Source organism: Ekhidna sp. (genome assembly GCF_965247405.1).
Classification (GTDB): Bacteria; Bacteroidota; Bacteroidia; order Cytophagales; family Cyclobacteriaceae; genus Ekhidna.
Genome location: NZ_OZ252014.1, coordinates 201,796 through 228,325 on the forward strand (window position 1 = coordinate 201,796; position 26,530 = coordinate 228,325).

Below are 26,530 nucleotides of genomic sequence, written 5' to 3' on the forward strand. Positions count from 1 at the left end.
TACATGCTAGAATAGTTATATTTTTTATAAATAATATCATATTAATTAGATTGCACATGGTTTAAAATCATACCACTACCACTATGTTAAAAATCACCTTAAAATCAATCAAACACACACTTTTTCTTTTCTCATTAATTATTGCTTTTAGTTGTTCTGAAGAGCCAGTCGAGGGCACAGACGGTGTAGATGGAACAAACGGATTCAATGCATTAGTCATGGTTGACAATGAGGCACCCGGAGAAAATTGCTCGACCGGAGGTGTTAAAATTTCTGTCGGTCAGGACACAAATGAAAACGGCGCATTAGACGCTGATGAGATCGCTTCTGTAAGTTTCGTCTGCAATGGCTCAGCTGGAACGGATGGAAGCGCTGGTCCTACGCTTTTCGCTCGTACCTCCCCTGAAAATCCTGGAGCCAATTGTAAAGCTGGAGGCACATTAGTCGAAATTGGAGCAGATACCAACGGCAATGCTACATTGGATGATTCAGAAGTACAGACTTCTTTTTTCGTGTGCAATGGAACTGACGGAGCAGATGGCGGTTCTGGAGGATCAAACGGTCTGACCAGCCTGATCAGAGTAACACCAAGCACTTCATGCGCGAATGGAGGAATCACCATTGAAATTGGTTTGGATGATGATGATAGTGGATCTCTTGATGTAGGTGAAGTTGATGCAACGTATGACATCTGTAATGGAGCTGATGGAGCAAACGGAACGAATGGTGCAGATGGCCTTAACACTTTATCCAACGTAATCACCGAATCTCCTGGAGCCAATTGTCCAAATGGGGGCATTAGGGTTCAACTTGGACTGGATTCTAACAATAATGGCACGCTTGAAGCAGGCGAAGTTGTTTCGGACAATTACGTCTGCAATGGTCAGAATGGCAGCAATGGATCAGATGGAAGTGATGGAAGTGATGGTGCAAATGGGATATCTAGTATTACCAAAGCTACCATTGAACCTATCGGTACAAACTGCGCCAATGGCGGGTTAAGAATTGATATTGGAATGGATGATGTCGCCACTGATGGTGTTCTCCAGAACGATGAGATCGACTATACCTACTACGTTTGTAATGGATTGGATGGCACCAATGGAAGTGATGGTGCGGATGGAAGTGATGGAGTGAGCACCTTTGTTCGAACCACAAATGAACCAAGTGGTGCTAATTGTGCAAATGGTGGTGTGAAAATTGAGCTTGGTTTGGATGCAAACGGAAACCAGGTTTTTGATTCCGGAGAGGAGTATGGAAGTCCCATATACGTCTGCAACGGGAATAATGGTGTAAATGGAAGCGATGGAGCTGACGGTATGGATGGAAAAAGTGTAATCGTTACTTCTGCGCCAGCCGGAGCTTCGTGCACTAATGGAGGAACTACTCTTACTTTTGGTTACGATAACAACAATGATGGAGACCTTGCAGATGGAGGGGATGAAGTGCTTACAACATATACAGTATGTAATGGATTAAATGGCAGTAATGGTACTGACGGAAGTGACGGTGCTGACGGTTATAATACCATAATTTCAACTGCCACAGAAAACCCAGGCACAAACTGTCCAAATGGCGGTTTAGCTATTCAGGTTGGGCTCGATATGAATCGAAATAACAACATTGATGCCGGCGAAGAGGTAGGGACCTATTATGTATGCAATGGAACGGATGGCTCCAATGGACAAAATAGCTTAGTTGACATTACTTCTTTTAGTGGAGCTGCTAACGGGTGCACAAATGGAGGATTGATCATTCGAACAGGCATAGATGACAATGGAAACGGAATTTTAAATTTAGGAGAAGTTGATGACACTCAATATGTCTGCAATGGTGATGATGGAACTAATGGCCAGGACGGCAACTCAGATGGAATATATGAATTCTATTTTGCAGAGGGCTTATCTAATTATGGTGGTGTAGTTGATGTCACAATAAATGAAGAAACCAACGAGTATGGTACATCGATGAGTGTCGATAGAGGTTCTGAAGCCAACATGACTTCCAATTCTATCCTCTACTTCCCTAAGCTCAAAGAAATCGTAGAGTCTACGGTCAAGGATCCTTATCAGGTTGTAGAAGCTATTCTATATTTGAAACCAGTCGTTTTGGATGATAAAGCCACACCTCCAGCTAGTGAAAACTGGATCGGTATTAAAACCTTGACAAAAAATGCACCACTAGTTGAGGACGGGAAAGCCACCTGGACTACTTCAGATGGATCTACTGCCTGGTCATCTCCAGGTGCAGCGGTAACTGAAACTGGTGGAGCTAATGCTTATTCAGATATGTATAGACTTCCTGCTGGATTTTGGTTTGAAGGAACTATCCCTTTCTTCTTAAGCCGTTCTGAAGTAAGTCAATGGTTAGTGGATACAGATGCAAACAAAGGCATGGTGATAACTATTGTAGATGATCGAATTCCGTATCGAATTGATTTAGCTAGCTCGAGCTATGATGGAGACATCTACTCCCGACCTACCCTATATGTAAAAGTAACTACTAATACTGGCGGTAGACTTTCATCTGAGGAAGAGTATTATGAGTATTGGAAGTCTTTAACCTACGACGAAAAACTAGCGCCATTAAGAAATCGCGATTAAACCTAACCCAATCGCAAGTAAAAAGCCCCTCCGGTAAGGAAGGGGCTTTTTCATTTTATAGCTGTGTCTCGTCCTGAAATAGCGTTACACAAAAGAATGTGTAATGAAGAAATATGTAAAGCGGACTCAGAAAGACTATAGTCTAACACTCAAGCTACAAGTAGTCAAAGAGATTGAATCAGGTGAGCTATCCACGAAAGCGGCTCAGCGCAAGTATGGAATCCAAGCCAGGTCAACAGTGATGAACTGGTTGCGAAAGTATGGTAGTTTTGATTGGGAGAATCAAACACCCTCCAACATGCCTAAAACACCAGAACAGAAGGTTATGGAGCTGGAAGCAAAAGTGAAGCTGTTAGAGAAACAGAAAAAGCTTCTGGAGCATCAGGTAGCGCAAGCAGATAAGAAGTCAATCATTTTTGATATGATGATTTCACTGGCAGAGAAGGAATATTCCATTCCTATCCGAAAAAACTCTTTACCCGAACAGTCGACCTCTACAGAGAACGATACGAAGAAAGCCTGACGGCTACCTGTAGACTGTTTGGGGTAAGTAGACAGGTTTATTACCGAGCAATTCATTCAAGAAAACGTAGACAAGCTACTGCTCAGAAAGTTATTGAGATGATCAAAGAAATACGCATAAAACAGCCCAGGGTTGGTACCAGAAAACTGTACCACCTTTTGAAGGGTGAGCTGATGGAGTTAGGAGTTGGAAGAGATCGGCTCTTCAGCATCTTAAAGGCTAATCACATGCTTATTGAACCCAAAAGAGGGTATCATGTGACGACTGACTCCCATCATTGGTTCAGAAAGCACCCTAATCTCATTGAAGAAATGACTCCAGTCAGACCCGAACAAATATGGGTGTCTGATATCACTTATGTTGGCAATCGGGATTATCCTATGTATCTGGCTTTGATAACCGATGCGTATTCAAAGAAGATTGTAGGGTTCAATCTCTCCGATTCATTGAAAGCAAGAGGGGCTTTGAAAGCTCTGAAAATGGCTGTCAAACAAAGAAACTATCCTAATCAACCGTTGATCCACCACTCAGATAGAGGCTTCCAGTATTGCTGCGACCAATACCAGCAAGCTTTAAAGCAAAACAATCTGGAATGTAGTATGACCGAAAGTTATGACCCTTATGCTAATGCTGTAGCTGAACGAATCAATGGAATAATCAAGCACGAGTTCTTACTTGATTATCAATTAAGCCTGACTGATATGAATCAATTAGTCAGGGAAAGTATTAATACATACAACAGGATAAGGCCTCATTCCTCTTGTCAGATGAAAACACCAATAGAGATGCATCAACAATGTGAAATAGAAATTAAAACCTATAAAATGAAAAAGAGTAGCAGGTCAATACCTACTACTCTTTAAACTTGATTTATTTTTATCCTAAACCTGTAACGTTTATTTAGGACGGGTCACTGACGAATATTAAAAACCTCCAATCTTCAACGTGATAAAATAATTGAGTTTATCAAAGGCATCAGATTCCGTATTGATCAATTCCAGATCTTGCGTAAATCGCTTACTCACCCCCATCGCTAACCGAAAGTTTCGGCTAATATTAAATTCCAGATTTGCACCCGGCTCAACGTACCAGAAGACGTCAGAGTCTACTTCATTATCCAAAGGCTGAGGCATGGTGTTATCTTCATTGGTTCGCTGGTATCCCAGCCAACCTGCTCCACCTGAAACAGGAAAAGTCACATGAACCACCTCATTGGAGAAGAAAATTAACTCTAAAAACATCCCTCCATATCCTCCAAGGATATTCACCTCCTGTCCCGCTTCAATGTCGTCAAACTTGGCTGTAGGAATAATGCCATGTCCCTCTATTCCTATTCCGAGCGTTCGGTTAATGATCCATCCGCCTCTCAGGCCTCCAAGCACCATTGATTCATCTCTGAATTTTGTACTTCGAAAAGAGAGCGCTCCAAATCCTCCACTATGACTCATCGATCCGCTCAGTGTCTTTATGTCCTGCCTTCGTTCCCGCTTCTTATCTCTCTCTGTACTTTGATAATAAATGATCTTTGGCGTATCATCCTCCCCGACTTGCGGTTGCTGTGGTGGGTTCGGAATCGTATCAGTAGGCTGTGGTTTTGGTTCCGTTTTGGTGGTATCACTTTCCTGAGCGAATGTGACTGTGGGTATCACAAAAACAAGTGCTAAAATCAAAATTTGCTTCATTCCTTCTTAATTGAGTGTGTTTGGAGTAAGGACAGGGAAAAGATTCAATGGTTTCCTTGATTTATAAACCTAGACCGTTTGCTAATTAACTTGAATCAAAACCTTCAAAAAACCTGTCTTTTCGACGATAGGAGAAATATTTTATTTTTTTAGAAAGTTTTCATGTTTAATCTCACGATAATCGAAGATATTTCATTCCATTCAATATGACAGGTTTTCTTTGAAGGGAATCCAATTCTTATTTGCACGCATGTTAAATCTATTTCATGCGTATGTAGTCAAATCCCTAAAGAACACATGAAATTCGCATAAATATGTTTCACGCACCACAAGGTATTTATTCGTCCTTGATATTTATGCTCATTTCTTATTTGCATCTTTTACCTTTGCCAGCTTTAAAAAATTGATTCGAATGGCGGAGTACAACTTTCAAGAGATAGAAAAGAAGTGGCAGGCATATTGGCGTGACCAGAAAGTATATGAGGTTTCCAATCAATCTGATAAACCCAAATATTACATCATGGACATGTTTCCCTATCCTTCCGGAGCTGGGCTTCATGTTGGTCATCCACTGGGATACATCGCCTCCGATATCGTCGCACGATTTAAGCGGTTGAATGGCTTCAATGTACTCCACCCGATGGGTTTTGACAGTTTTGGTCTTCCAGCTGAGCAGTATGCCATTCAAACGGGTCAACACCCTGCTTTAACGACAGAGCAAAACATCAAACGCTATAAAGAACAGCTAAAGGCATTAGGCTTCTCATACGACTGGTCAAGAGAAGTACGTACCAGTGACCCTAAGTTTTACAAATGGACACAGTGGATTTTTAAGCTCATTTACAAAAGCTGGTACGACAACAAGCAAGATAAAGCGAGACACATCGATGACTTGATTGAAATTCTGGAAAAAGAAGGAAACCAGAACGTTGATGCAGCATGCGATGCAGACACACCGATTATTTCAGCTGATGAGTGGAATGGCTACTCTGAGAAAGAACAACAGCTTTTCTTATTGAAGTATCGGCTTACCTATCAGGCAGAGACTACCGTAAACTGGTGCCCTGCACTTGGAACTGTCCTTTCTAATGACGAGGTGAAAGATGGGTTCTCTGAACGTGGCGGCCATCCGGTTGTGAAGAAAAAAATGCCTCAATGGAGTATGCGGATCACAGCTTATGCGGACCGTCTACTTTCCGGACTGGATAAAATCGATTGGCCGGAACCGATTAAGGAGATGCAGCGAAACTGGATTGGTAAATCCTATGGAGCAGAAATTGACTTTGACATTGAAGATTCTGAAGAAAAAATCAGGGTGTTTACTACACGAATTGATACCATTTTTGGGGTGTCGTTTATGGTGCTCGCTCCAGAAAGTGAATTAGCGCTTAAACTGACAACAACTGATCAACGGAACGAGGTTGAAAAATATGTAGAGGCAGCAAAAAATCGATCAGAGCGTGAGCGAATGAGCGATACCAAGCATGTATCCGGTGTGTTTACCGGGAGCTATGCGGTTCACCCATTTTCCGGCGACAAGATTCCAGTCTATATCGCTGATTATGTGTTAGCCGGATATGGTACCGGTGCGGTGATGGCTGTACCCAGCGGGGATCAACGAGACTTTGATTTTGCAAAAAAGTTTGATCTGCCAAAACCTATTATCAATGATGCCCAAAAGCTAACCGAAACGGAGGCAGACTCGACCAAGGAAGGAAAAATCATTAATTCTGATTTTCTAAATGGTCTTTCTACTGAGGAAGCGATGGAACGAGGCATTCAGGAAGTGGAAAAACGGGGCATTGGCGTTAGAAAAGTAAACTACAAGCTAAGAGACGCCATTTTCGGACGTCAGCGCTACTGGGGGGAACCCATCCCGGTATACTATGAAGATGGCATTCCAAGATTAGTTCCGGACGAGGAATTGCCTCTGGATCTTCCTCAGGTAGATGAATACTTGCCAACAGAAGATGGTGATCCCCCTTTGGGTAGAGCCAACGACTGGAACCACAACGGTCATCCGTACGAGCTATCCACCATGCCTGGTTGGGCTGGTAGTAGTTGGTACTTCTTTCGATACATGGATCCGGATAACGACAAAGAGTTTTGCAGCAAGGAAGCCATGCAGTACTGGCAGGATGTAGACTTCTACCTTGGAGGTAGCGAGCATGCCACCGGTCACCTCCTCTACTCCCGCTTCTGGAACAAGTTTCTGTACGACATGGGCATCATCGAGGTGGATGAATATGCGAAGAAGCTAGTGAATCAGGGTATGATTCAGGGAGTAAGCTCGAAGATTTTAAAAGTTGCTGGAAAACATAATGGAATTCTATTTCCTGCCCCAATTGAATCAGGAGCAATTCCATTAGGAGATGAGCCTTACGATATATTTATCAGTTCTGATATTGAAGATCTTGAACAGTATTATCCAAACCTGTATTCCCAAAATGTATCTATTGAATGGGTTGATAGTAGTAATATTCTTGATATAGAGTCTTTTAAAAGTCAGTGGAATGAATTTACAGACTCTGTTTTTATAACCAAGGGAGGTTACTGGCACAAAGGAAAGTTTAACCAAGTGATTTCAACAGAGGATTCGTTTAAGACCATACAGGAAGTAGAGAAAATGTCCAAGTCCAAATTCAATGTGGTGAATCCGGATGAGCTGGTAGAAAAGTATGGTGCGGATACGCTAAGAATGTATGAAATGTTCTTAGGGCCTATTGAGCAAAGTAAGCCCTGGAATACAAATGGCATTGAGGGTGTTTACAAGTTCCTGAGAAAGTTCTGGTCACTTTTCCATGAAGGAGATACATTCAAAGTATCTGATGCAGAGCCAACCAAAGATGAACTCAAGGTACTTCATGGAACGATCAAAAAAGTCTCTGAAGATGCAGAGCGTCTTTCATTAAACACTTCAGTCAGCACATTCATGATTGCAGTCAATGAGATTTCAGCCTTGAAATGTAACAAGCGAGCGATCCTGGAGCCAATGACCATCGTCCTCTCTCCTTTTGCTCCGCACATTGCAGAAGAGCTTTGGCATTTGCTTGGTTATGATACTTCTGTAGTTGACGCTGTTTATCCTGCATTTGAAGAGAAACATCTGGTCGAAGATTCCATCGAATACCCTGTTTCTGTCAATGGTAAAATGCGCGCGAAGATCAGTTTCTCTGCTGAGGCAAGCAAGGAAGAAATTGAAGCTGGTGCCCTGGCAAATGAGACCATTCAGAAATGGATGGATGGTAAAGATCCACGCAAAGTGATCGTAGTACCGAAGAAGATTGTGAATATCGTGGTATGACATTCTTGAGTGTCATTCTGAGTGCAGCGAAGAATCTAATTGCTATATCCACCTTAAAGTAGTCACACCTCACTCTAAGTAGTCGGATGACTCACTAGTCATGTTGGAAGATTCCGGAACAAGTCTGGCAAAGAATCATAAAAAAGCCCCTGATGAACATTCATTAGGGGCTTTATTTTTATCGTGCACTCTCCTAGTGAATCACCATGATTCGTTTGGATTGTCTCTTACGATCTTCCGCAAACAGATGGATGAAGTACAATCCTGACGGCATCTCACTCGTCTGAACCGTCATCGTTTTTATTCCCTTATCCAGCTCTCCTTTCAATACTTCCCTTCCAGCCTGATCAAAGATCACCCATTCAGTTTTCTCTCTAAGTACATCCGCAAACTCTACCGTCACTTCTTTATCGGCCGGGTTTGGATAAAGAGAGAAATCCGACAATTCATTCAGACCTAATGCTAGTTCACTATTCGGATTACTTAAACCAAGGACTGCAGACTGCAATACCTGTTTAGAGCTTAAATCCTGAACATACGCAACCACGGTCAGCGTATCCATGACATACATATTAGAAACAGGCCAGGTCATATTTTCAATCGTCAACACATCATTTATTGCTACTGCACCTTGTTCAAACTGACCAGCAGCACTTGGCAACATTTTGCGTAACACGTTGGTAATAGCATCACCTACCTGATACAAACCTATTGGACCCATGGTATTATCCACCAAAATTTCAGGCTCTAGAATTGCCAGGAACAATCCAAGTTTGGTATCTGCTCTTGGAAACTCTGATATGGCTGTGAAATCTGCTCCTACCGTTAAGACGTTTTCTGCGTCAATGGAAGCATTGATGCTAATATCAAAACCTGGATTAACAAGCTTAGCATTTGTCAGCTGAGCTGCAATACTTCCTGACAGCTGAGAGGCATTACTTATCAACTGAGCATCTCCAGAAATCGAAATACTTGGAATATCTTCAATTCCATAGTATGAGCTTCTGGCTCCAGGTGCAGACGTATTTCTCTGATTCAATGCATCTTTAAAATCACCGCTATTTGCAAAGTCGGTGAAATAGTTAATTCTCAAGATATCATTGCCATTAAATATTGGGGCAGCATCGATCAAACCATTGATGTCATAACTATCCTGACTAAGCGTTGAAGAAAATTGCTCAACCAATACTATTTGTTCACGATCATAAATTTGAACAAGGTCAAATGCAAATCCATTAGTTGTCTTTGGTGTAGCCTGAGCAGCCAATGCAAAGCGGAACCTCACATATTGCTCCTGACCTGCTGGTATTGCTAAAGGAGCGATCGCTTCTTTCCAGTCACTATTCTCCGCCCAGCCAATACCTTGTGCATTATTTGCCACAGATTGTGATCCTGGAGAAACTGTGCCAGGAGCACTTGTGATTGCCTCTCTATTATACCAGTTAGGGGTAGATTTTAAACCTTCGGGCTGAGCATCGTCGAACCCACCAACATTCACCCATGTCCTGCCATCGTCGACTGACATCTGGAAAACAACCCCATCCCGGAATGTTTCAAAGTCTTCATATCGCAAGAAACTGATAGTAGGAGCAGAAAAAGCAGTTAAGTCAAATGAGGGTGAATACACAAAGGAAACTTCGGATGATTGGTACCCATTCGTATACACTGCATTTGTACCATCATAAGTAGTTCCTGATGCAGAATCAGGGACATTTGTGCCAATCTCCCAAGAAGTTGTTAATGTATTTGATTTACCATCTAATGAGAGTGTTTCAATACTCCATCCCCCATCACCAGATTCAAAATCTTCAGTATATGAAGTAATTCCTGGAAGGTTATCGATTATTTCAATATTTCTGCTGAAATCGACCGTACATCCGGCAGTGGTCTCCATTATAACTCTCACGGGATAAGTACCCGCAGAAGTAAATTGATACCCAGTACCTGGGCCATGATTGATATCTAAAGGAAAAGTGATTGGTGTAACGGATTCGTCATTAGAATATTGAGAGATACCATTTATGAAGAACTCTATATAATTAACGTCTGTATCTGGAAGTCCGCTATTATCCTCAGTAATCCTGAAATCCGTACCTGAAGGATTATTAGTAGTGGTTCCCACCCATGTTATTGAAGGTGTAGGCGCCTCCCCCACCACTATTGATTGTCCTTCAACTGATGATTCAGCAGCTGTATTGTAAATACCAACACCAGTATTATATGTCAAATAAACACTGAAGTTAGCCTGGCCACCTAAAGGGCCTAGATCAAACAATAGTATTTCAGCATCTGGAGTGCCAGCAGTTAATGATTGAACTACACTTCCATTCACCTCCCATACAATATCGTACACCTCAACACCCTCACCGTGTTCGTTTGGAACAACATCAACAAATAATTCCACATCATTATCTGCACATGTATTTGCGGTTTTTATTTCATTATCCAAAATTTCTGGCAATGGATTAACATATACCGTTCTTACAGTATCTCTAAGGCACCCATATTCATTGGTATACTGGAAGGTTATTTGGTGAGAACTTTGACCCGCATATTCTGGATTAGGAACAGGATGCACAAAGTCATGTGCCGATGATGGATCAAATTGTGTCTTATTACTATTTGTAACTCCCAGACCGTCTGTGTCTATTAGAAAACTACCTGTATTCTCACTAAGTCCTAAACCTGTTTCGAAGTTAAATCCTTCCAAATCAATAGTTGGATCATTATATGCAAATTCAAGCTGATCTTGGTCTAATCCATTTAACGTAAACGAGGTTGGGGGATCAGGATGCACTGTAAGTGTAAATATTTCATTCCCAACACAGTTAGTTGCTGGGTCAGTATATTGCATTAATATATAATGTACGCTGCTCGCTCCTCCCACAATATTTCCACTCCCATCAAGACTATTACCACTTTTTGCAATGTGCCAATTCAAGAAATCAGTAGTAATATTACCGCTACCAAAAACAAGGTTCTCACCTGCAGTTGGATCTAAATCAAGCGTATCTGACAAAACACTATTATTTAATAAAACAGCATAGCTTACCTGAAGATTTGGATCTTGATTACCACCCATAGGATGAGGTAAAGTACTCACTGAAGTACCACCGACGAGTAAATCAAATGTTGGATTGGCATCATCATAGCACCAGTCTGGGGATGTTCCATTATTAACATCCATTGTTAGTGCACTTAGGTCAGAGAATCTCACTTCAAGATATGTTGTGGCAAGTCCTGATTCACAACCTTGTCCAGCTGAAAAATCATCCGGATCTAACCTTTGAGTAACAATAAAATACTTTGATTGAGCACCTGTGATATCACCCAAACCCATACCTAATTGATCAAATGTCGGACTTGTAGCCGTTAGTAATTCTACTTGAGATGCGAAGGTCGAGTTACTCTGATACCACACAAACTCTTTTGTTCCTCCATAAGCTGATGTAGCATCAAGGGTTGCGGAAGGATCTAACTCAGTAATACATACAGGAAATAAGTGATCTGCATCAGTATCTAGATCATATTCCCCATCACCAATATCAGTGTAATCCGTCGAGCCAATGACTGGGAAGTCTGCATCGTCAATAGGATGAACTTCTATTATAAATTCTGTTGCTGTTGTTTCGCATCCGGAAAAGCTGGTATCCTCGTTCAGTCCACTGATCTTGGTTACAAAGAAACTATACTGTCCAACGACAGCCGGATCAAATGAAGAATTTGCCACGATTTGAGCTTGCGTGATTGAGCCTCCATTGATTTTGCGAATCATTTCTGCCCCTACTCCTCCACCACCATCATTATCGTACCAGACAAACTGATCCACATCCGGATTTATAGCATCTGAAGTGGTAATGTTGCTTACTGCATCATTTTGACAAATATGAACAATGGTTGCATTTATCCCGACGAAATCACCTGCCAATGGTTGGCTAGGAGTCACAGTGACATTGATATCGAACCTTACTAGATCACTCTCACACCCTTCAAAAGGTTCTGTTACAGTCCCTGTTGCTCCAGGCGTCTGGTCATTCCAGACCTGGGTCACAAAAATAGTGGTATCTACATTACCTGTAGAAGGTATACCCAGTACTGCAGATGTTAAATTCGTGCCACTAAAATTTGTAGTTTGCAAAACCGCATCCTCACTATATAAATTAAAATATGCTGATGGATTTCTTGAGCCTGGATTGGAAGGACTTTCGTCCGCAGTTTCAAGAATTATGGGAATATTAGTGTTATCATAATCATCACAATAATCATATATGTAATGGTTTGTATCAAATAATTCACCATTTGCAGCTAGTGAGGCAGCTGTAGGTTGTGGTGTATCTGTATCCTCATAGATGTAAACCGTGATCTTCTTCAAGGCAGACTCACAACCATTTTCTAAAGTTGCAAAATAGAAGACTGTCTCTGTTCCTGCTGTAGGAACTTCGGTAACTCCTCCTGTGGAAGGATCATCAAACGCCACACCTCCAGAAATAAACCATTGGTTGCCTTGCAAAAGAGTAGTCTGATCATTGGCATACCAGTTATAGGTGATTGATGAGTTTTCACCAACTATAAAAGATACCTCGGACGGTGAGCAAAACTCCATGACGTAACTATCAAAACCATTTGCAGGGTCAGTAGTATCAATCCATGGAGCCCCATTCCAACTAAGATTATGAGAAGCATTTAAAAATGGTTCACCCGGCGATGGAAAAATAGTTACATCGAAAACAGCCTTACCTGATAGCATCGCAGGAGTTAATGCCTCAGAATAATACAATATTCTATAATCCCCATCTTCGCCATCAGCAACCGTGCCGGTACCATCCTGATCAGGATCTGATGGATCAAAGTCATTTTGAAGCGTCATTCCTGTTCCATTCGCATCTCCTCCTGTGAAGTCTTCATGTAAGGTATATTCCCATATTTCCCATGATATTTCATTTGCAGCATTATCCGTATATAGATTAATAGTTAGCGGGAGATCAAACTCTCCTGCTCCTGCTCCTGTAGTAAAGAGTATGTTTTCTTCACGAAATGCCTGATTACCAATATGCACCACGGTATCTCCTGATGCGTCAGTCACTGTAAAATATCGATTGATTGCATCAATAAACCGTATTCCATCTCCAGACGCATCAAATATGTCAATGAAATAAGTTGTATTATTGGTCAACACTGGGTTTTCAATGAAATTGGCATTCGCAGCATAGCCACTACCACTTGCAGTTGCAATCGTATTCACTTTCTTATATAGATAGTATCCTGTGGTTATCGTCAAATCATCGCTATCAATAATAGGCGTAAATATTGAATTAGGAATATCTGTATTGCCAGAGAAACCTGTTGCATATGTGGCTTCCCTTGTCAGGTCAAAGCTCGCATCATCATAGCAATAAGATGATGTTATATTATTTAGCGATATAAGTGGTTCTCCGTAGACAAACAGATTTTGATCAATTAGAACCGAAGGATTAGTTAATGAAGTTCTAACCATAAATGCCCGTGCGGAACCTTTAGGGATGTCATCATAACCATTCGCATACTGAGATGCACTAAACTGGTTCCAGGTAGTAAAGGGGTCTCCAGAGTTTACACTTCTTGGATCAAATTTAAATGTAAAAGGTCCTGTTGGGTGATTCGGATAATCCGCACTGAAATGATACCAGTTTCCAGATGAAGAACCATTGGTCCTACTCAAATATTGATGATAAGATAGATTCTGACCAACATCCCAATCTGTCTGTTCCATAGTAAATGAAATTGGTAAATCATCTACTCCGTAAACGTCATCAGGAAGTGTTACTCCTACATATGATTGTGAAGGATCAGACACCTCAAAATTCACAACTTCGACAAACTGATCTCCTGTTATATCATTTTCAATAGTATAAGTGATTGGATGTATGGTTTCAGATGCTACGACTGAAGGATCAAAAGTGATGATCAATTCGGTTGCAGATGGGTTAGTAACAGTGATTCCGGCTCCACTAACTGTTGCACTTGTTCCTGCAGGCTGACTTAGGTATATGGTTTCTACTTCATTTGTTGAAATAAAGGATCGATCTTCAAAAGTATTGGATGCAAATATCTCTGTATCCAGATCATCATAAATCAATACTTTTAGTCTAAGTGGAATATTATAACAACCTGCATTAAAATCATAAACATCTATTGAATACATGCCTGAACCTGTCATCCCTAAATCAGTATTTGTTACCGTTCCGTTAGTGGAAAGCACTGCATCATTTTCTGCATTTCTCCATTCTGGAGTTCCAGTAGTGGAAGCAGTAAAACCAAACGGTTGAAGATATCCAGACCCTGCACTTGGTGCAGCATTAACAACCGCATTGTCTCCACCAGCTCCCGTCACAGTTTCTCCGTTCGTCACTGTGGTTCCTGAAGTCAGATAAATCTCGATTTGTGAACCAGTTGATGTACCAGGAACGATAATACCAGTAGCCCCACCTGAAAAAGAAACTGATTCACTATCATCAAACGTACCATTTCCTCCTACCAACGTAATAGCTCCATGCGGAATAACAGTAGTAGCTGTATATTTCTGAATCCATTCAGTCACAAAAGTTCCTCCGCTAGTCTCCTGAACATTAGCCAATGTTGGCTCAATCGCCTGGCTACTTAAATCCCCAATACTTGTTTGACCTGTTAAATAACCTACATCACCACCAATGGATATTAGAGAATTGCTCCTTGGTGTGGAACCTGTCGCCTGAACAATCAATCCATCTATTGTAATGACATCATCTTCGTCATCATTACCATCATTAATTAGGTCAATGCTCAATGAAGAACTACCAATATACTCGACAGTCCCGATGGTTACATTTCCAGATGCATTTGTGTTTTGAATGGATAATGAAGCCCCCGTATTATAAACAAATCCCGCCGGTAGATTCAGAATGAATGAACCAGAAGTACTAAAATCTGTATTGTTTGTCTCATCTAGAGTTATTGTTGATAAAGTGGTCTCTGAGCCAATACAAATATCTACCACACTAGGGCCCGTAATAACCACTCCTCCTATAATCTCTACTTCATCAATTTGAGTATCCGTTCCAATATTAGTAGAGAAGTCGAAGGCGGTCAACACTACCTGATGAACTCCTAGGCTAAGTGGATTATTTAGTTCGCTACCGGCCAGAGTCCATACACCAGCCCCATTATTAACTGCAGTCTCCACGTTTGACCCTACATTAACAAGAACAGTTGCTGTTGGGTCATCTACGGTTCCTGAAAGATCTGGTGTAGCATCAGATGTAGTTCCAATTATATCAACGGTGACGTACGGCGCAGCTCCATCAGATGTGCTGGTGAAGGTCTGAGCAGGATTATTAGCACCATCTGGAGCACTTTGATCTTCAAGAATGTCAGCAGCAACAGTAACATCAGGTGTGATGTATGTATCCGACGAACCACTTTCATTCACTGTAAGTATCACATCTGGGGATGATACTGAAAATCCTGCTGCAGGAATAGTATATCCACCCGATAGTGAAAAGTCTGAATCATCAATACCTAAATCATCAAATGCTTCTGAAAAGGTTACAGTGATTTCATCTATTTGTCCATTAAGATCATTATCGGCAGTTAAAGCATCTAGAACAACAGGCCCAGCTCCATCGGTGATAGAGGCAGCCAAAATAGTACCACCATCACTGGCATTAGCAGCAGTATCAACTAGGGTTCCTACGGTATAAACAAAATCACCCTCTACAGCTGTTCCATTGCCATTTACTACTAAATAGAATGATTTGTCAGTATTATCAACATTCGCGACACCTACAGCAGCTACTCCATTGTAGGTAAACTCTGCTGGGTTAATTGCTGAATCATCAATATGATCTTCTGTGTCAACTTGAATTTGATCGACATTTCCATCAGTATCGGTATCGAGTATTGTTGCTGTGAATCCACTGAAAAGTGGGGCAGCACCATCCAGATAGGTTTCCGGCGTATCACCAGGAATGGCATCATCTTCAGTAGACTGTGACTCAATTCTATCATCTACACCAGTAACATATTCAAGTGTTAGATTTTCAATGCTAGTGCCCGGTTGCTGATCCCCGTCAAAATAGATTTTAGCAAAAGCACCCGCGGCGTAAAATCCATTGGTTGTTTCACTATCATAATCGAAGTTATCTTGTGTGACTAAAACACCATTGTTCCGAATTTCAAAACAATCCAGCGGATCGTTGGAATCATTACTACCACCTTCATCGATATCCCAGTCAATGTTAAATGTGTACTCAACTGCATCTATATCGCCATCTCCATCCTCATCCAGCCACCTTGCGATGGTAAGATCCGGAATATCTGGTGCAACCAAAACATCTTGATTGTCCGGAGGAAATTGAGTTACCGCTGCAGTGTTATTCAAATCATCATAGAGCGATCCATCTGTATCAAATGTTACCGATTCTCCACCAGCATTTGGTTGATTAAAACTAAAAAACACACGTACTGTTGATTCCCCACCTACCAGAACATTCACTACATCATCAGATTCAACTGCTGTTGTGTTCTTTGCCGAAACTATTGCTTCACCTGTAACCGTTCCATCAATATCAATCGTGAAATCTGTATCATCCACAGGTAAGGTTGCTGCTGCATTACCATAAACGCCTTCACTAAAATTGATATCTGCATAGGCATTTGATGTGATGGTCGTGCTAAGAATCACAGGCGAGGCAGCATCAATGTAATTTTCTGAAGCATCTCCAATGGAAGTTTGTCCCTGGTCATCATCCCAAGCCCCATTAACCCCAGTTACATTTAAACTTCCAATTGCCGTGTTGGCAGTGAGTTGGCCTGAAATATTATTGATTGTTACATAGCCATACGTACCGTCATCAGACAAACTAATGTCTCCATCAAGGAATGAAGCGGCCTGGCCATCCGGTAGTGTTATCGATCCTACCTCAGCAACAACATAAGTATCTGTATCATCTGCATCAGAAATTACCTCGGAGAAAACATACACCACCCTGTCAATCAGAGCATCATCATCCGTGTCCTCTATTTGGACATCTGTTAGAACCGGAACTGCCAAATCGATTGTTGAGATTGCCAGATCAGTAGCAGCCAAATTGCCTGCCTCATCCGTTAGCCCTCCTTGTGTATATTCTATTGTTTGATCAGCGGTGGTTCCTGTATTTACTCCAAGTGTAATAAAATTATCGGTATCATTAAGGTCAACACCGTTATTAGCCGGAGTTGCAACCACACCAAATGAAACGACTCCATAACCTGCTGACCCAATATTAAAATCAGTGTCGCTTACACTTGCTTCATCAATGTCTTCTGAAAACTCTAGTAAGATTTCATCAACAGAGCCATCTTGGTTGGTATCATAATATGTGGCATCAACGAAGGTTGGCAATGTATTATCAAATCTTACCGAATTATCTGAGCTAGTACTCGCATTACTGGTATTACCAGCAAGGTCTGTTCCAGCTCCTGCATTTAATGACGCAATCACATCACCATCTCCTGTCATACCCGTAACTGTAAGTGTATATGTTGTTCCATCAAACGGAGCTACTTCAGTCACTGCTCCAGATAAAGTTCCTGTAGTTGTACTTGAACTGAAGTCTACATTCGTATCATCCGTAAAACCTGTTACCGTCTCATTAAATACAACATCAAATACGATGGAGGCACTATTGGTTGGATCCGACTGACCCGAACCCTGATCGATAGTAACATCGGGTGAAGTCGTATCATAAGTTACCGAATTGTCCGTGCTCGAACTCCCATTACTAGTATTACCAACGGCATCTGTTCCGGCTCCTGCATTTAATGATACAATCACATCTCCGTCTCCAGTCATTCCTGTTACCGTAAGAGTATATGTTGTTCCATCTAATGGTGCAACCTCTGTTACTGCCCCAGATAAAGTTCCTGTCGTAGTGCTCGAACTGAAATCTACATTCGTATCATCCGTAAATCCGGTTACCGGCTCATTGAACACAACATCAAATACGACTGATGCTGTGCTAGTTGGATCTGACTGACCTGATCCCTGATCGATGGTGACATCAGGCGATGTTCCATCATAGCTTACTGAATTATCAGAGCTAGAACTCGCGTTGCTTGTATTGCCTGCAAGGTCTGTTCCAGCTCCTGCATTTAATGACGCAATCACATCTCCATCTCCTGTCATACCAGTCACTGTCAGGGTGTATGTCGTTCCATCTAATGGAGCAACCTCTGTTACTGCCCCAGATAAAGTTCCTGTCGCGGTACTCGAACTAAAATCTACATTCGTATCATCCGCAAATCCTGTTACCGGCTCATTGAACACAACATCAAATACGATGGATGCGCTATTGGTAGGATCTAACTGACCTGATCCCTGATCGATGGTAACATCTGGCAATGTTATATCATAAGTTACCGAATTGTCTGTGCTTGAACTTGCATTACTGGTATTACCAGCAAGGTCTGTTCCAGCTCCTGCATTTAATGACGCAATCACATCACCATCTCCTGTCATACCCGTAACTGTAAGTGTATATGTTGTTCCATCAAACGGAGCTACTTCAGTCACTGCTCCAGATAAAGTTCCTGTAGTTGTACTTGAACTGAAGTCTACATTCGTATCATCCGTAAAACCTGTTACCGTCTCATTAAATACAACATCAAATACGATGGAGGCACTATTGGTTGGATCCGACTGACCCGAACCCTGATCGATAGTAACATCGGGTGAAGTCGTATCATAAGTTACCGAATTGTCCGTGCTCGAACTCCCATTACTAGTATTACCAACGGCATCTGTTCCGGCTCCTGCATTTAATGATACAATCACATCTCCGTCTCCAGTCATTCCTGTTACCGTAAGAGTATATGTTGTTCCATCTAATGGTGCAACCTCTGTTACTGCCCCAGATAAAGTTCCTGTCGTAGTGCTCGAACTGAAATCTACATTCGTATCATCCGTAAATCCGGTTACCGGCTCATTGAACACAACATCAAATACGACTGATGCTGTGCTAGTTGGATCTGACTGACCTGATCCCTGATCGATGGTGACATCAGGCGATGTTCCATCATAGCTTACTGAATTATCAGAGCTAGAACTCGCGTTGCTTGTATTGCCTGCAAGGTCTGTTCCAGCTCCTGCATTTAATGACGCAATCACATCTCCATCTCCTGTCATACCAGTCACTGTCAGGGTGTATGTCGTTCCATCTAATGGAGCAACCTCTGTTACTGCCCCAGATAAAGTTCCTGTCGCGGTACTCGAACTAAAATCTACATTCGTATCATCCGCAAATCCTGTTACCGGCTCATTGAACACAACATCAAATACGATGGATGCGCTATTGGTAGGATCTAACTGACCCGATCCCTGATCGATGGTAACATCGGGGGCGGTATTATCAATAGTATAGGCTTCTCCTGTCGTATATGGAGCAGTTGTTGGGGTTTCAGTACCTGTTATGAAATCAATACTCAATGTCCCATTTCCAGAAACAGTAGAAACTGGTACATTCCAGGTTATATTATCTGAAGTAGTTGGTGTGCCTATTGTACCTGTAGGACCAATAAAGTCTTGCACGAAATTCCCTGTAACCACACCAGTTGTTGCGGACTGGAATACCACCGTAAAATTAACAGTGGTTGCATTCGTCGGGTCGCTATCTGCTTTCGTTATTGAGGTAACTGTTTGAGCATATGACGCTATTGAAACAAAAAGCAGAGAAAAAATCGTAGCAATGAAAGAGAGCTTTCTCATGATCAGTTATTTAGACGCAAAACAAGGTGATAGTAGTGTGGGCATACTTTACTCCAAAACTAACTATCAGTGAAGTTTATTAATGGTTATTTTATTTCAAAGCACTACATCAATTTTTCGATATAGCCTCATAATTTAGAGATGAGATAAATCAGTGTTAAAATTGAATTTTTCAAAGAATACTAATTCAATGACCCATCATCATTAAGTTTAACGATTGAGATCAATTTCACCCCACCCCCAAAATCTACATTGGCCACAGCCACGATCTTTCCGTCTGGCAGCACTACAGCATCCACCACCTCGTCATTCCCATCAGATAAACCGAAGAATGTCTCTTCTCCGGCAACAGGATTAGCAGCCTGATCAAACTTGACATACATCCCTTCTCCTCCTCGTGCAAGGTTGTTTGTGGTAAAGTTCAGATATTGTCCCAAGAGAATCAAACTGTTATCGGAGGCTTGCACGACCCCATTCCCGAGCGTCTGCAACGTATTATTCTCCGTATTGTAGGTTGAGCTGTCGTGACTATTGGCGCTAAGGAAAACACCATTATTGCTGAGGTTCATGATAAACCCAAATTGTTCATCATTGGAGGTATTTGATGTTCCCACTAATGAATAACCAAACGAAGTTTTAATCGCATCATTTACCTGTTCATTGTATATCCTGCCGTCGGCCGGATCATCAAGTCCGTATGCCGCAAAATTCACCGGGGTACCATTTGGATCTATCTCCAGAAAATAGGCATTGGTGCCGTTAACTCCTCCATTTTCGCCAAGCTGACTCGGTGTATTGCTATATCCAAGCATAACGATATTCCCAGAAGATTTCTCAAAAGCCCTTACAATTACATCATTCTCATTTTCTCCAGCAACTCCTTGGGTTTGATTAAATATTACCCCATCCGTAAAGCTGAATTTGAAAAAATAATTATCGAAATCGCTCACTCCTCCGCCCCGATCAAACTCCTTGGCGCCTACCATAAGAATGGAACCATCTGATAGCAATATCACATCATTCCCTTCTAAATCCAGTTCAGTATTATCCTCCTGTGAAACGAGTGTCAGAAGTGTGTCACTGACCAAATTCAGATCAGCATCAAGGAAGGCCAACGTTAAAATTCGGAAATCAGAAATATCCAGTGCATTTTCTGAAATTGAGGACGTACCTATCGTGATGTACCCTCCTCCTGGGATTAACTCGATTTGACCGGCTGTCTCATCTCCTCTAAAGTCATCCGGGTTTCCATCGCCAGTAAAGTCCCGATCTGTCTGGTTAATAAATCCATATGAGGTGGAGTCAACCAGATTTCCCTCTAAATCCGTTTGCAGTACAAAGTAATCTTTATCTCCTGCTTCCGTAACCTTTGTTCCAAACACGATTAATCCCTCCGCCACTTCACCTGTCGCATCGTAAATAACTTCAATGTCACTTGCTTCATAAGAGGTGAGCTCACCGTAATATTTAATAAAAGCCTCATCTGGTTTCGGGGCATTATCATCTTCAATCTGGCATGAAAATACCAGCAAAGACACAATCATTATGTGTATAATATATCTCATAAACTAGCGGTACTCCTTACGTTTTCTTGGTATGTAAAGCGAACGGGTATATCCTACAGAGAAGGATATTGTATTCAATGTCAAATCATCTTCTACATGACCAATACCAAAATTCACATCTTCATTTGCCCAGCGGTTGTCAGGATTTATGTAATTGAAAAGTGCGTTATCATAGCGCAGTTCAAGGGAAAAGAAATCAACCTCTGAACGTCCAACTCTAAACCTGGCTCCTAAACCTGCCATGATTGACACGTTGGTATTTGCTACCTGGTTAAATTGTTTCAAATCTTCACTACCATCTGGAAGCGTATACGCGGTTCCACCGGTTCTCCGGGTATCGACATATTTTGCTTTTAACATCCAATCAAAAGAACCTCCAATGAAGACATAAGGTAACATCCTGATACGGTTCCCATTTTCGTCTTTTTTGTCATAGTTCAAACTGTATCGAATCATCAATGGAAAGCGAAGCATATTGCTGGTGTTCTTTGCTACATAGTTCAGGTTACCCTCAATCATTTCTCCTTCTATCTCATAAGAAGTGATTCGGTACTGCATTCCTGATCCCACCTCTATTCCTTTTCCAAGATGCCGCTCTGCAAGGACTTCAGCCCAGAACCCAATTCCCAAGCCGGTATCATTTCCTTTTTCATTGTATCGCTTACTTCCTGTCTGGAAAGTATTGAAATCTTGCATGATTGCAGGCAAAGATTTATTGGCCCCTCCCCTTACCGCAATACGCAAAATTGGTTCGGTTTTAAATTTATCTTTTAATAAGTATAGCTCAGCAGGATCCTCCGGGGACAATTGGTGTTCCTTATCCACTTTCAATAGTTCAATAAACATTTCCTCTGCCTTCGCCTCATCGTCCTGAAACAGGTAAGCTTTGGTCAGCAACTTATACGCCCTGATTTCTTCATCAATGGAGAAAACGCCATTTTGCAAACAGCGTGTAAAGCCACTGGTAGAAGAACTATACGTGTTGATTATATCGGAAAGTCGCCCTTGTTCAAAAGCCAGCTCAGCCTGAGCCAGGGATCGTGAACATTGCGTCGACGACTGAGCAAGCCCACAATAAACACAAAGCGATAAAGAAATAGCGATTAGGTGTTTCTTCATAAATCTATCTTACAATTCCGATCCTCGTTTTGGTAATCCTTCACAGGTTTCTACATAGTCTATTCCCTCCCCAACGTACTGTCTCCATTCATTATCCGACATATTTCCGATGGTAATGTGTGAACAAATCTCTTCGGCCATGGCATGAGCTGTTGTAGGGTATTTTCTTATGTTTCCATCTCCAGCTGCGGTCACAAAGTATTTTCCATCCGGGCTAAAGTCTGCATCATTTACCCAGCCCTGCTGTCCAAGCCCACGATAATCCTCTAATACAATTGGTAAATCGAATAAATTCTTCATATCCCAAACCCTCACCTGGCTGTTTCTGGAAGTACCCAGAATCAATCGGTCATCGGGGCTGAACTCGATATCAGTGATCGGAGCTCTGAATCCGGTGAGCGTTGGCTGCACCTGCTCATTATTTTCCATGTCCCAGATCACTAACCTGCCATCTTCACTACCATATGCAAGGTACTTTCCGTCATTACTGAATTTCACCGCTTGTATCGCTCGTGAAGCATTTCTATTAAATCCGGTCTCACCTTCCTGCGGTTTGTTGATCAATTGAGTCGGGCCCGCTCCAATATTCGTCAAATCCCATAGGTATACATTGCCGTCTTCCCCTCCTCCAACAAGCGTTTTTGCGTCTTTTGACAAAGCAATTTTTCTGATTCTGGTTTCCGATCTGGCCAGCTCAGTGGAAGTCCTGAAGTCACTGCGTAAAATACGATTATCGGCCCCTACTGAAATGAATCCGGAATTATCTGGTAAGAACAGGAGGTCAAAAACGGTACCGCCGACGTGACCATCGATTTTAGTTGGTTCCTGATTAATATTTCGTACATCGAACAACAGAATGTTATCCTGATCGGTACCTAATGCAAGGAAGCGCTCATCCGGACTGATATTAACCACTCGTGCTACGTTATCATTCTGGAAGATCTGATTCCACCCACGTGTTTCCACATTCCATTTGATCACCTCTCCATCTGCATTGGCCGAGTACATGAAGTCACCGTCAGCGGAGTAAACCACAGAGCGGACTCCAACCACCGTATTCTCAGAATTAGGATCAACAGGCTTATGATAGTAGTTGAAAATGGAATCTCCCTTGGCGGATTCCATGCCATTATTCACCGCTTCCCTTTCATATAATCCTTGCAGCGCATTATAAATACCTGCATAGATATCCCCGTTATAGTCTTTGCCTTCATCCTTGTATTCTTCGTAGAATAAGTATGCCTGACGTGCTACAATGGCTTTCAATTCCGCCTGGTCTTGATCATCTGGAAGAATGTTCTTCGCCTTGATCGCCATGGACTGGGCGATGGCCTGGTAACGAAGGCGTTCGGCTTTCAAACGTTCTTCATCTGCCAAAGCTCTTGCTTCATTTGCTGCCTGCTCATTTTTTCTTGCTATCTCAGCTTGCTCTTGAGCAGCTTCTCTTTGTCTATCAGCATCTCTCTGAGCCGCTTCTGCTTGCAATCGGCGCTGTTCGGCCAATGCCAAGTTTTCCTTTGCTTGATTAAGAGCATCATTTGCAATATCCGTCTGCTTCTCAGCTTCAGCTTGGGCGGTCCTTGCTTCAGCAGCATTATCCAAAGCCAGCTGCGCCTGCTTATCAGCTTCGGCTTGAGCTTTTACAGCCTCTTGCCTTTGCAATTCAGCTTCAGCAGCAGCCTTCTCAGCCTCATCCGCTTTAATAAACGAGTAAATCAAGAAACTCAGGGACACCAATACTGCAATGGCTAATACCACCGCCGTGGTACGCATCCGTTTTACCTGTCGTTTCTGAAGGATTTCTTTGTTTCGTTGCTCTGTTAAGTACGCTTTCTCAGAAGTCTCCAGGAACACCATGGTCCGCTCAAAGGCCGGGTTGTATCGCTGACCCCAAACGAGCGTCGGTCGGTTTTCTTCCCTCCAGTTCAATGCCAGCTGCAAATCAGGCATCTGCCATAGACCGGCTTTCCCTTCCTGGTAGCGCTCGGCTGCTTCCGAAAGCTTCAGATACATCTCTGCAGCCTTGGATTCTTCGTCCAACCATCTTTTTAGACGCACCCAGATACGCATCAAACTTTCGTGTGAGATATCAATTACCGTCTCGGACTCCAGCTTCACTCCGAAAGGAGGCATCAACAAAGACCTTCCCGGTTCGCGGAATCGTTCCACTACCCGTGCTACCTCATCCTCATTCACACCGGCAATTGCCGCAATAGTGGCAAGCTTGGTTGGGCGTCTGATTCCCTGGTTCTCATTCCCTCGCTCAGTCAGTGCTTTAAACATGACCTCACAAATTTCTTTTTCACGCTTGCTCAATGAATCAAACGCCTCATTGGCGTGCTGAGAGAGTGCTTCTCTCAAGGTACCAATGGAATTATAGTGTCTTAAATCTATCGGCTCACCCACCTTGCGGTTCTCTGTCCAGTAGGCCCAGGTACGCATCAGGGCGTGTTGCAAAATCGGCAGCTGATCCGGGTTGTCCCCTACGTCATTTAACAGCTGCTGCGTCAAACGCGGAGCGATCTTACCACCTCCTACTGCTACCGGTCCTTCGATAGCGGTACGTTTCTGATCCCGTGTCATTTGCGGAATCAAGTAGTGGGAGTCATTGATCATTTGCGTCAGATCAGGGAACTGCGCACACTCCCCGATGAAGTCCGAACGCATGGTCAGTGCGATATACACGGGCTCGTCATACTGATGGATGGCCTCTAAAAGCAGATTTACAAAAGCTGAAGACTCATCCAGATCAGAGGTGGCAGACTCCAGCTTTCGATATCGGAAAAGTTCTTCAAACTGGTCAACAAGGATCAGGACGTTTTCAAAATCATCAGTTTTCAGCTGACGGACTACTTCTACCAAACCTAGTGAGCTACTCCTTAAAACCGTACTGATGATGGTTTTGCGTATGAGCTTGTCTTCATCTCCAAGGTTGGAGTATTCTTTGTCTTTGATCAGCAGAGCTTCTGCCAGGTTATCAATTGGCCCACCGCCAGGGCGTGTCACGACAATTCGCCAATTGGAGCCTGCTTCAGTCATAAAACCACCATAAAGGGTCGGAATCAATCCACAATACATGAGTGAAGACTTACCGCTACCCGAGGCACCCAGGATAGCGACGAATTTATTTTCTGAGAGCTTGACGAGCACCTCATCACTTTGCCCCTCTCTACCGAAGAAGAGGTGGCTTTCCTCAATCCCGAAAGGCCGAAGGCCCGGAAACGGGTTGATTAATTGGGTAATGTCTACGATATCCTGGGTCTCTTGGCCCTGAACATCAATTTCTTTATCGCTCATCAGCTTTCTATTTTAGTTAGAAAAGGTTTGAGGTGATCCGGACTAAATGATCCTCCGTTGTTCCCCAAAACCATGGCGTTGTTTTTTTTATAATGCTCCATGTCCACATCCTTCTGCCCTTTAAAGTAAACCGCTTTTGCCGTCAATGGCTTTTCCCGGCCAAATCCAGGAGCCTTTAACAGATCCTGTAGTTTCGTCTTGATCCAGTCCTCAGTGGCTTGACCAAAGTATATTATTGATGCATCGCATCGCCTTAAATTCTCTTGATGGATATATCGTAAATCAACCAAATCTCCTTCATAGCTTGGAGAAACTACGTTGAAGCCCTGATTCTTCAAATAAGATTGCATGTCTTCAATGTCATCCACATCACGCTTATCTGCAATCAGGTAGATCATCTTTGTTTTTTCATCCGGCTTCTTATCGTCAAAGCCTTTAATGTCTCTTCGGACATTGAAGCGACCACCGGTCACCAACTCCTCCCGGATGATGGTTTTAAGCTCCTGAAGTTGGATCTGGAGAACTTCGGCTTCTTCCAATGCTGCTGCGTCACTTTTTAAATCCTCGATAAAGATTTTCTGACGTTCAGTAACGTTTTTCAAATCAGGTGATACCCAAATCAGTCGACTGAAAAGCTTCTTTTCCCCATCTTTTGCCTCTTTATTCTTCTCCACCATTT

At 42.4% G+C, this 26,530-nt stretch carries 10 protein-coding genes; 4 read left to right on the plus strand and 6 right to left on the minus strand.

Annotated elements, in window-relative coordinates; all coding sequences use genetic code 11:
• Nucleotides 1-83 precede the first annotated feature (83 nt).
• The 3 genes from ACP14Y_RS00890 (at nt 84) to ACP14Y_RS00900 (ending at nt 3,989) form a co-directional block, all read left to right on the plus strand.
• The gene (locus ACP14Y_RS00890) at nt 84-2,603 is read left to right on the plus strand and encodes a DUF7151 family protein (RefSeq protein WP_424961087.1); all 2,520 of its coding nucleotides are present in this window, start codon (nt 84-86) and stop codon (nt 2,601-2,603) included.
• Nucleotides 2,604-2,706: 103 nt separating this feature from the next.
• A complete protein-coding gene (locus tag ACP14Y_RS00895; protein WP_424961088.1) occupies nt 2,707-3,126 on the plus strand; it encodes a transposase in 420 nt (139 codons plus the stop codon).
• Nucleotides 3,127-3,140: 14 nt separating this feature from the next.
• Nucleotides 3,141-3,989 (plus strand): IS3 family transposase, encoded by an 849-nt coding sequence (locus ACP14Y_RS00900; protein WP_424964413.1) that lies wholly within the window; start codon nt 3,141-3,143, stop codon nt 3,987-3,989.
• A 60-nt stretch (nt 3,990-4,049) separates the two neighbouring features.
• Here ACP14Y_RS00900 and ACP14Y_RS00905 read toward each other — a convergent pair whose 3' ends face one another.
• Entirely contained in the window at nt 4,050-4,808 is a 759-nt protein-coding gene (locus tag ACP14Y_RS00905; RefSeq protein WP_424961089.1) for a hypothetical protein, read from the minus strand.
• A gap of 412 nt (nt 4,809-5,220) precedes the next feature.
• On the opposite strand from ACP14Y_RS00905, the gene ACP14Y_RS00910 reads away from it, so the two are divergent.
• Nucleotides 5,221-8,112 (plus strand): leucine--tRNA ligase, encoded by a 2,892-nt coding sequence (locus ACP14Y_RS00910; RefSeq protein ID WP_424961090.1) that lies wholly within the window; start codon nt 5,221-5,223, stop codon nt 8,110-8,112.
• A gap of 193 nt (nt 8,113-8,305) precedes the next feature.
• On the opposite strand, the gene ACP14Y_RS00915 is transcribed toward ACP14Y_RS00910, so the two are convergent.
• From ACP14Y_RS00915 to ACP14Y_RS00935, 5 genes are all read right to left on the minus strand, one after another.
• On the minus strand, nt 8,306-19,870 hold the full coding sequence (locus tag ACP14Y_RS00915; protein WP_424961091.1) for a T9SS type A sorting domain-containing protein: 11,565 nt from the start codon (nt 19,868-19,870) through the stop codon (nt 8,306-8,308).
• 182 nt (nt 19,871-20,052) lie between these two features.
• Entirely contained in the window at nt 20,053-21,435 is a 1,383-nt protein-coding gene (locus ACP14Y_RS00920; RefSeq protein WP_424961092.1) for a hypothetical protein, read from the minus strand.
• Nucleotides 21,436-21,438: 3 nt separating this feature from the next.
• Entirely contained in the window at nt 21,439-22,554 is a 1,116-nt protein-coding gene (locus ACP14Y_RS00925) for an outer membrane beta-barrel protein (RefSeq protein WP_424961093.1), read from the minus strand.
• Between the two features lie 9 nt (nt 22,555-22,563).
• Nucleotides 22,564-25,851, minus strand: coding sequence for a High-affnity carbon uptake protein Hat/HatR (locus ACP14Y_RS00930; protein ID WP_424961094.1), 3,288 nt, complete (start codon nt 25,849-25,851; stop codon nt 22,564-22,566).
• Entirely contained in the window at nt 25,851-26,528 is a 678-nt protein-coding gene (locus ACP14Y_RS00935) for a hypothetical protein (protein ID WP_424961095.1), read from the minus strand. The genes ACP14Y_RS00930 and ACP14Y_RS00935 overlap by 1 nt, the downstream gene beginning before the upstream one ends.
• Nucleotides 26,529-26,530: the final 2 nt, after the last annotated feature.